This is a genomic window from Patescibacteria group bacterium (assembly GCA_018896645.1).
Taxonomy (GTDB): Bacteria; Patescibacteriota; Patescibacteriia; order UBA2591; family JABMQE01; genus JAHIMF01.
On record JAHIMF010000077.1, the window covers coordinates 1 to 8,471 of the forward strand.

General features: G+C 37.5%; 8 protein-coding genes. 5 read left to right on the forward strand and 3 right to left on the reverse strand.

Features of this window, described 5'->3' with window-relative positions; translation table 11 throughout:
* Positions 1-65 precede the first annotated feature (65 nt).
* The 4 genes from KKD20_05750 to KKD20_05765 all read left to right on the forward strand — a co-directional run bounded on the left by KKD20_05750 (position 66) and on the right by KKD20_05765 (position 4,957).
* Positions 66-902, forward strand: coding sequence for a hypothetical protein (locus tag KKD20_05750; GenBank protein ID MBU4332588.1), 837 nt, complete (start codon positions 66-68; stop codon positions 900-902).
* Positions 903-950: 48 nt separating this feature from the next.
* Positions 951-1,127, forward strand: a complete 177-nt coding sequence (locus KKD20_05755) for a hypothetical protein (protein ID MBU4332589.1) — start codon at positions 951-953, stop codon at positions 1,125-1,127.
* Between the two features lie 247 nt (positions 1,128-1,374).
* Positions 1,375-2,727 (forward strand): UDP-N-acetylmuramoyl-L-alanyl-D-glutamate--2,6-diaminopimelate ligase, encoded by a 1,353-nt coding sequence (locus KKD20_05760; GenBank protein MBU4332590.1) that lies wholly within the window; start codon positions 1,375-1,377, stop codon positions 2,725-2,727.
* Positions 2,728-2,740: 13 nt separating this feature from the next.
* Entirely contained in the window at positions 2,741-4,957 is a 2,217-nt protein-coding gene (locus KKD20_05765) for a hypothetical protein (GenBank protein ID MBU4332591.1), read from the forward strand.
* Positions 4,958-5,002: 45 nt separating this feature from the next.
* Here KKD20_05765 and KKD20_05770 read toward each other — a convergent pair whose 3' ends face one another.
* From KKD20_05770 to amrS, 3 genes are read right to left on the reverse strand one after another with little or no spacing between them, the layout of a single operon-like run.
* Positions 5,003-5,623, reverse strand: coding sequence for a hypothetical protein (locus KKD20_05770; protein ID MBU4332592.1), 621 nt, complete (start codon positions 5,621-5,623; stop codon positions 5,003-5,005).
* A 4-nt stretch (positions 5,624-5,627) separates the two neighbouring features.
* Positions 5,628-6,467 (reverse strand): site-specific DNA-methyltransferase, encoded by an 840-nt coding sequence (locus KKD20_05775; GenBank protein MBU4332593.1) that lies wholly within the window; start codon positions 6,465-6,467, stop codon positions 5,628-5,630.
* A gap of 59 nt (positions 6,468-6,526) precedes the next feature.
* Positions 6,527-7,687, reverse strand: a complete 1,161-nt coding sequence (amrS, locus tag KKD20_05780; GenBank protein ID MBU4332594.1) for an AmmeMemoRadiSam system radical SAM enzyme — start codon at positions 7,685-7,687, stop codon at positions 6,527-6,529.
* 11 nt (positions 7,688-7,698) lie between these two features.
* On the opposite strand from amrS, the gene KKD20_05785 reads away from it, so the two are divergent.
* Positions 7,699-8,337, forward strand: coding sequence for a sulfite exporter TauE/SafE family protein (locus KKD20_05785; protein ID MBU4332595.1), 639 nt, complete (start codon positions 7,699-7,701; stop codon positions 8,335-8,337).
* Positions 8,338-8,471: the final 134 nt, after the last annotated feature.

The window sequence follows — 8,471 nt, forward strand, 5'->3', positions numbered from 1 at the left end:
GCTAAGTCGCGCATTGTAGATAGTGAAAGGTCGAAAACAATAATTACTAAAAAATATCCAGAATTATGAACAAAGATGATTTAATCAAAAAATTGGAAAGTATAGATCTCCCAGAGATCGAACTTCAAAGTCATCGCCGACGGCTTAGATTGGCTTTACTTAATTTTGGATATTTTAATGAGAAAACTACTATGTCTCTACTTAAAAAGTTTGCGCCCGTTGGAGCAGTTGCTGTTATCGCTCTTTTGGTTGTCGTTGGGGTTAATTACTTCAAAAATCCTTCCTCAGTCAGTAATCTTTCATTGACACCTGCGGCTTATGCCAAAGAGTTAGTCACCGAATCTCAAAAGCAATTAACGGACATGAAAGCAATGGCAGCCTTCCCAAACCCATCAACAGGTTTTATTGAATGGAAAACGTCTGATGCCGACGGAAATATTAGAGATGAAAAGGGCAACATTATCTTCACTACAACGCCTGAGGGCGAATTAGTGCCTTTGTCGCGCGAAGTGCCCGCTGTCAGCGAAACAATTACTAAAGATTTCGCCTTATTGCTGGAAGAAGCTCATCAGGCTAAGGACCTTGCCTACATTGGTGATAAAGTTTTGCCTGACGGCAAGAAAGTAAAGATGCTTCATTTTACCAAAGAAGGACACACTGTTATTCTTGGGATTGATGAAAATAATCTGCCGGTTGTAAAAATCGTTGATGACGGCAATGGTGGCGGGATTATACTCGAACAAGGAAAAATTAAGAACGACCAACCCTTGCCGTCGGGACAAGGCATTCAATACGGCAAGATTGATCCGAATGCGCCACAGCCAAAGAGCATTGAAGAAATGATGAATTTCTGGACAGAAAATCTTGAACAGCCGACGGATTTTATTAATTTTCAAAAATAACGCGCCAGTCATCGCGTTGCATAAAAGCCAATCGTTAAATTGGCTTTTATGTTTTTTGGTGTTAAAATTGAAGTAATAAATGCGGCGCGTCCCGCTTTGCGGGACACGAAATTTGGCGGCGGCGGAAAGCGAGCGCCGGGCAAAAATTCCCTGCCTGCCGCCCTGCCTGCCGGCAGGCAGGCTTCCCCCAACTTTTACTTCGTAAAAGCCCGGGGCATTTTTTAACGGCTTCGCAGAGCTTCGCCTAAAACGCCCATTAAAAACAATCAATTGTTTTTAATCCTTCCTTTTTGCCCGCCCGAGCGTTCAGTTTCGGTTCTGTAGCGCGAAGTGCGGCAAGCAAGGCAAGCAATCAGTTTCGTTCAAAATAGGTTCGAATTTGGTCAAATAAATGCGCCACAAAAAAATAGCAGGAATTTTAGAATTTCTGTTTTTTGTTGCATAAGATACTGTTTTAGAGTAATCTAAAAGTATGAAATCACTCCTAAAAAAACTCATCCCCAAACCCATTATCCAGTCATATCACTATATTTTGGCTCAACTGGCGGTTTTTTATTATCATCATCCTTCCCGCAAAATGATAGTTATTGGAGTCACTGGCACAAAGGGCAAATCAACAACAAGTTATCTCGCCGCCAAAATACTGGAGGGCGCTGGTTTTAAAGTCGGGCTTTCCTCAACCATCATGTTCAAGGTCGGAAAGCGCGAATGGCTCAACGACAAAAAAATGACCATGATCGGCCGGTTTGCTTTGCAAAGATTGTTGAGTCAGATGACTAAGGCTGGCTGTCAATACGCAGTAGTTGAAACTTCATCCGAGGGCATTGCCCAGTATCGGCATCTGGGCATTGATTATGATGTCTTGGTTTTTACCGGGCTCGCGCCAGAGCATATTGAAGCACATGGTAGTTTTGAGAATTATAAGGGAATTAAATTAAGTATTTTCAAAGATTTGGAAAGTCGTGGTAAGAAGATAGTCAAATTTAAAAACAATGATTCCTCAAATTCCTCAAATAATTGCTCGAGCATCTCAAATATTGTTAAAAGGGTCATTATTGCTAATGGCGAGAGTGAGTATGCCAAAGATTTTCTAAATTTCAATGTCGATGAGAAATTCACATTTCAAGCATCAAGCGTCAAGCATCAAGCATCAATCTTTCAAGTTAGTAGTTTAAACGCGGATAGTCAAGGAATCAGTTTTAAAATAAATAATACGCAGTTCAACTCAAGCATCCTTGGTCAATTCAACATAATGAACTCCCTCGCCGCTATCAACGTCGGTTTGAGCCAAAATATTGGACTCGAAAAAATAAAACAGGCCTTAGAAAAAATCACTACTGTCCCGGGCAGAATGGAAGTTGTCTATAATAAAAACTTCAAAGTCATTGTTGATTATGCCCATGAGCCCCACTCAATGGAAAATGTTTATAAAGAAGTTGCTTCCTGGCCACACAATAAAATCATCGCTGTTTTTGGCGGAACCGGCGGCGGCCGCGACAAATGGCGCCGCCCCAAAATGGGCGAGTTGGCCGCCAAATATTGCGATATAATAATCCTCACAACTGATGACCCATATCAAGATGATCCAGCTCAGATAATTCAAGAAATAGAAAAGGGAATAATAAATAATAAATCAATAAATAATAAATTATATAAAATCGTCGATAGGAAACAAGCCATCAAAAAAGCCATTGACTTAGCCCAAGCAGGTGATATAATACTAGTGTTAGGCAAGGGTTGTGAGCAAAAAATGGCTTTAGCTAATGGCAAATATATTGATTGGGATGACCGCAAGATTGTAAAAGACATTATTGATGAATTTTAGCTCATGAAAATCTATGACTGACTCAAGAATAAAAAATTCATTTGTCCTCTTTTTTCTCTTTCTCGGCTTCCTCTCCATCGTCCTGCAAATCTTTTTCATGCGCGAGCTTTTAACGCTTACCGGCGGTAACGAAATTATTATCGGGATTATCATTTTTTGGTGGTTTTTGTTTGCTGGTATTGGAAGTCTTGTTAAATTCAAAACCCAACAAATAAATAAACTACTCTTTTTTATTATTACATCCTATTTTATTTTGGGATGTTTTTTGTTGGTTGATTTTTTTCTTATTAAATTTATCCCTTCTCGTTTACATTTTGCTGGTGAGTTGATCCCTCTTTCTTGGGCCATGCTTTCTTTGCCAATTATACTCTTCCCGATTTGCTTTTTACTTGGGTTAGAGTTTCGGCTCGGCAGTCAACTTTTTTCTTTAAAATTTGGATCAAAAGCAAGTGGCGCGACTACTAATAAAGCTCATCTGTTTGAAAGTGCTGGGTTTGTTGTTGGCGGATTGGCTTTTAGTTTTTTCTTGGTTCACTTTTTAAACACCCAGTTTATTGGTCTTATCTTGGCTTGTTTGGCTTTATTGAGCCTAACTTTGTATTTTGTTCTGTTTAGGAATATCAATTTCAAAAAAATTCTCATGGCATCACTTTTGATGCTTGCTGCAACAATCGTTATTATTCCAAAAACTTCATTTAATAAATTAAATCGTCAAACACTAAAGTGGCAGTATAAAAATCAGGAAATTGTTAAATCAGTCAATTCTCGTTATGGGAATATTGTTATTACTAAAATGGATGAACAATATAATTTTTATATTGACGGTTATTTTTTAGGACCTACAGAAAATATTAAAGAGACCGAAGAGATTACAATCATTCCGTTGTTGTCTCAAAAAAAATCGAGTAACATTCTGATTATTGGCGAGGGGTGGAATGGGCTGATTCAAGAAATTTTAAAGATTGATAAGGTGGAAAATATTACTTATTTAGAAATAGATAAAGTTTTGGTTGAGAATCTAAAAAATTATCTTCCAGAAATCCAGTCAATTTTAGATAATCCAAAAGTCAATCTTGTTACTCAAGATGTCATTACTTTTCTTAAGGCCAATGATGCAAAGTATGACGTAATTATCCTGTCCCAACCGCCGCCAATGAACTTTTTATTTAACCGGTTTTACACTCAGAATTTTTTTACTTTAATTAAAGACGACTTGAAACCGACTGGCGTGTTTGCCTTTGGCTTGCCGGGCTTGGCAGAAAATATGAGCAATCCTCACGAACAACAGTTTTTAGGCTCAGTTCACAAAACATTAAATAAGGAATTTGATTTTGTTAAGGTCTTGCCTGCTGATAAGATGCTTTTTTTGGCGAGTGACCAAAAAATAAAAACCGTCGAACTGGTTGCGGAATTCAATAAACTTAATCTTAATACTAGTTTTGTCACGATTCCTTATATTAAATATCTTTTTGAAGATGAAAGAACCCAAACAATTAATAAGGTTTTAACCAAAAGTGATACTTTTTTAAATAAGGATCTACAACCTTTTGCCTTTTTGGCTTATACAAAATTTTGGTCCCAAATTTATAGCTCAAAAATCGCCCGGGCAATTGATTTGCTGTTTAACAATAGAATAATCATTATCAGTATATTAAGTTTGGCAATTATTTTGCTCTTGATTCTCTCTTCTAAAAAAAATCGCAAGAATTCTTATTTATTTTTTTCAATTATTTTTGCTTCAGCCACCTTGATGGTTTTAGAAATAACAATAATTTTATTGTGGCAGGTGTTATTCGGTTACATATATAGTCAAATAGCTTTAATTTTGACAATCATTATGGCGGGGGTTACTTTTGGGAATTATGTAATCGTCAAGAAAAAGTGGCATGCCCCTAGTTTGCTTAAAAAATTACAGAAAATCTTTATTATCCTGATTGCTTCCTTTCTCGCCCTCACCTTCTGGCCAGACTTATTTAATCAAATAATTTTAGGCCTCTATGCTTTTGCCTTTGGCTTTATCAATGGCGCTATCTTCCCTTTAACTAATAAACTCTACCTAGAAAAAACAAAAAATCCTGCTACAGAGACAGGAAAGATTTATGGAGTTGAGCTCGTCGGCAGTGGTGTTTTGATTTTGATGTTTAATTTATTTTTGCTCCCGATGTTCGGATTTGGAGTGAGTTTGGTGTTTTTAGTGGGGTTGAATTTGTTGGTAGTGGCGACAGAGTAATACTGAAGGACAATGATTTTGTAACCATATTTTCACCATTTTAAATCAACTCGCTATTTCAAATATTTTTTTAACTAATTCCTTTCGAGCATAAAAAGCTCTACTGATGGAGCCGTGCCCCGAACCCTTAGTTCTTGCCTGTATCCATTTACCGTCTTTCCCTGTTAAACCTTCAAACCCCCGGGTAATCAACTTATTCCTTATAAGATCATAATCCATCTTTATTTCCTGTATTAGTTCATCTGTCTTAGAAAAATCCAGACTTGCCACTTTCAAAAGTTCCGCTTTCTTTGCATGCTTGCCGTACCACATGACAGCACAGAAAATCATTGACTTTAATTTATCCCAGCAATGACTATAAAAAAATTCGTTATTCTTTAATTCTTCTGGATTTATCATAGTAATCGCCATTGTCTCTTTTGGAACAAGTTCTCCATTTACATAATAGAAACTTACAGATTTCAATTCAAAAGTTAATCCGTTGGGGGCTTTTGATATGTTACTCTCTAGTCCAGCGACCCTCTCCAAAACCAAACCTTTCCATCCTTTGTTTTGTTTGCCGTTTTTATAGGTGGTAATACCAAACCTTGGGGCAATCCTCATTAAATCTTTTCCTATATATTTTTTGAGATTATTTATTGCTATCGCTCGTGTAATTATTTTCATAAAACTAATTTTTAGCGCATTTCTTCTTTAAATTTTTATCTAACTCTTCAAATCTTTTAATAGATAAATCTAAATATTGTTTCTCATTATCAATTCCAACAAATTTGCGACCGTATAAACATGCAGCTAATCCCGTTGTTGAACTTCCGGTAAAAGGATCGAGAATTAAATCATTTTTATTAGTGCTCGCTAAAACAATTCTTCTTAAAAGCTCCTCTGGCTTTTGTGTTGGATGTTTGCCAAATTTTTTTTCCTCTTTTTTTGGCGGGGATATTGCCCAGACAGAACGCATTTGCAGACTTGGCTTCTTGAGAAAATCTTCTGACCAGTCTCCGTCTTTCATTAGTTTATAGTTGAATTTATGCTTGAATTTTTTTTCTTTTCGGGCCCAAACGAGAGTTTCATGGCTGGCAGTAAAATAGCGACAGCTCAAGTTTGGGGAAGCATTTGGTTTAAACCAAGCGATGTCATTCAAAATATGAAAGCCTGTTCCTTGCAAGGCTAAGCCGGTTTGATAGATCGAGTGATAAGTGCCGCTTACCCAGATTGTGCCTTCGGGTTTTAATACGCGCCTGCAGGCCTTGATCCAACTTATATGAAATTCTAAATCTTTTTTCACTCCCTCGCTCACATCCCATTTACCCTTATTGACACTTACCATTTTGCCATTTCGACAAGTTATCCCACCATTGGAAAGTCGATATGGTGGGTCAGCAAAAATCATATCAAAATAATTTTCTGGAAATTTCTTCAGAACTTCAATGCAATCGCCAAGATATAAAGCGGCGCTATTGTCTTTATAATAAGGCTTTATTTTTTTAATTTCGTCTTTTTGATTAGGCATGGGATTCGTTAAATAATTTCTCTTACTTTATTCTCTCACTTTTGGCCTCCTTTGTCAATTTACTCCCAGACCCCGGCCACCTCTTTCCCATCACCACACTTGCCATCGTCCAAATTATTCTGACTAACAAAATATCCCTTGCGCTCAATGGCAATTGAGCCATCATCGCAATAAGTAGTGTTGCCTTCTACCCAGTTGACATTGCCAGTGTAGACATATTTTAACCCTTGCTCCAGGGCAATCCCGCGAGCGCGCTGGATAGTTTCTATTGGTGTGGCAGCCATGTTGCTTAATTTGTAATATGGGAAAAAACGAGAAAAATGAATGGGCACGTTTTCATCTAAATTTTCTTTAACCCAGATGACCATTTCTTTAATTTCTTGCTCACTGTCATTATAGGTGGGAATGATAAGATAGGTGATTTCTAACCAAACGGCTTCTTGATGCAAGGTCTTCAGGGTCTCAAGCACTGGTCCAACATCTCCATTGGTTAATTTTTTATAAAACTCACCTCTAAAGCCTTTAAGGTCGATATTGGCTGCGTCCAAATATGGTATTAACTGCATCAAGGGTTCTTGGTTAATATAACCAGCCGAGTGCATAATATTTTTGATGCCTTTTTCTCGGGCAAGCTTTGCGGCATCTAACATGAACTCATAAAAAATCGTGGGTTCGGAATAAGTATAAGCAATGATTGGCGCGCCCGAATCAATCGCTCCTTGAACAACCTGTTCTGGCGTCATCTTGGTTGATTTGACTTCCCAAGGAAATTTTTGAGAAAGGTCCCAGTTTTGGCAATTTTTGCAAGAAAGATTACAGCCAGCCGTGGCAATAGAATAAGCCCGAGCCCCCGGAAAAAAATGATACAAAGGTTTTTTTTCAATTGGGTCAACATGCTTAGCCGCTACCTCGCCGTAAACTAAAGAAACCAATTTACCCTCTTGATTCTGTCTGGCCCGACAGGCGCCAATTTGCTTATTGGCTAAAATACAATTATTTGGGCAAAGATTGCACTCTACAAATCCGCTGGATAATTGTTCGTAAAATAAGGCTTCTTTGAATGTTGATTGTCCCGCCTCCAAGGAAGGCGAGATTTGCAAGTCTCGCCTTCCAATAGGTGGTAATGATTCTTCTTTTTGCCTAATCAACAAAAACGCCAAACTCAAAAGCCCAACAAAAAATATTATGGCAATGATTTGTCCGATTCTCTTTTTTAGCATAGAATTAAATTATGAATATACTAAGTATAATCTCTCAACCCTTCCTCCTCGGACTCTCTTCGGGTCTATTTTGTCTATCTTACTGCGTCCCATTTGTAGCGCCATACTTGGTGTCAGAGAAACGACCGTGGAAAAAAAGCATCGTTATTCTTGGTCAGTTTATAGGTGGCCGGCTTTTAGGTTACCTGGTCTTTGGCGCAATAATTGGCTATCTGGGTTTTCAATTTAATACTTTGTATGTAAATATCTTGGCAAATCTTTCGCTTCTGTTAATGTCGGCTGTAATGATTTTATATGCATTGAATGTGATCCGCTGGAAGAAACAAAAATTATGCGCCATCCGCTTCCCTGTTAAAAAAGTTCCTTTCTTGCTTGGGCTACTCACTGGTATTAACTTTTGCCCACCGTTTATCTTGGCGCTTAATTTAGTTTTTACCCTTCATAATACCTTAGCCGGTGTTGTCTTTTTTGCTTTTTTCTTTCTGGGTACTGCAATATATTTAATTCCTCTTTTATTTATTGCTCCTTTGGGCTATATTAACTATGTAAGAAAGGCGGCGCGGTTCGCGGCTTTAGTCATTGGTATTATTTATCTCTTTTATGAATTTTTTTACTTTTACCGGGGATTATTTATATTTAAAATGTTTTAAAACTTCATGAGCAAAAATATCCTTCTTAGAAAAATTAATGCTTATTCGGCTTGGCTTTTATTTCTGCTTGTGTTTTTATATTTCATCTCTGGTTATGGCATGACTAAAAATATAATCAATAAAGAGCTGGCAGC

Excerpts from the sequence above, each read along its gene's own strand:
- KKD20_05750 (MBU4332588.1), top strand. The coding sequence starts at position 66 with ATGAACAAAGATGATTTAATCAAAAAATTGGAAAGTATAGATCTCCCA.
- KKD20_05755 (MBU4332589.1), top strand. The coding sequence starts at position 951 with ATGTTTTTTGGTGTTAAAATTGAAGTAATAAATGCGGCGCGTCCCGCT.
- KKD20_05760 (MBU4332590.1), top strand. The coding sequence starts at position 1,375 with ATGAAATCACTCCTAAAAAAACTCATCCCCAAACCCATTATCCAGTCA.
- KKD20_05765 (MBU4332591.1), top strand. The coding sequence starts at position 2,741 with ATGACTGACTCAAGAATAAAAAATTCATTTGTCCTCTTTTTTCTCTTT.
- KKD20_05770 (MBU4332592.1), bottom strand. The coding sequence starts at position 5,623 with ATGAAAATAATTACACGAGCGATAGCAATAAATAATCTCAAAAAATAT.
- KKD20_05775 (MBU4332593.1), bottom strand. The coding sequence starts at position 6,467 with ATGCCTAATCAAAAAGACGAAATTAAAAAAATAAAGCCTTATTATAAA.
- amrS (MBU4332594.1), bottom strand. The coding sequence starts at position 7,687 with ATGCTAAAAAAGAGAATCGGACAAATCATTGCCATAATATTTTTTGTT.
- KKD20_05785 (MBU4332595.1), top strand. The coding sequence starts at position 7,699 with ATGAATATACTAAGTATAATCTCTCAACCCTTCCTCCTCGGACTCTCT.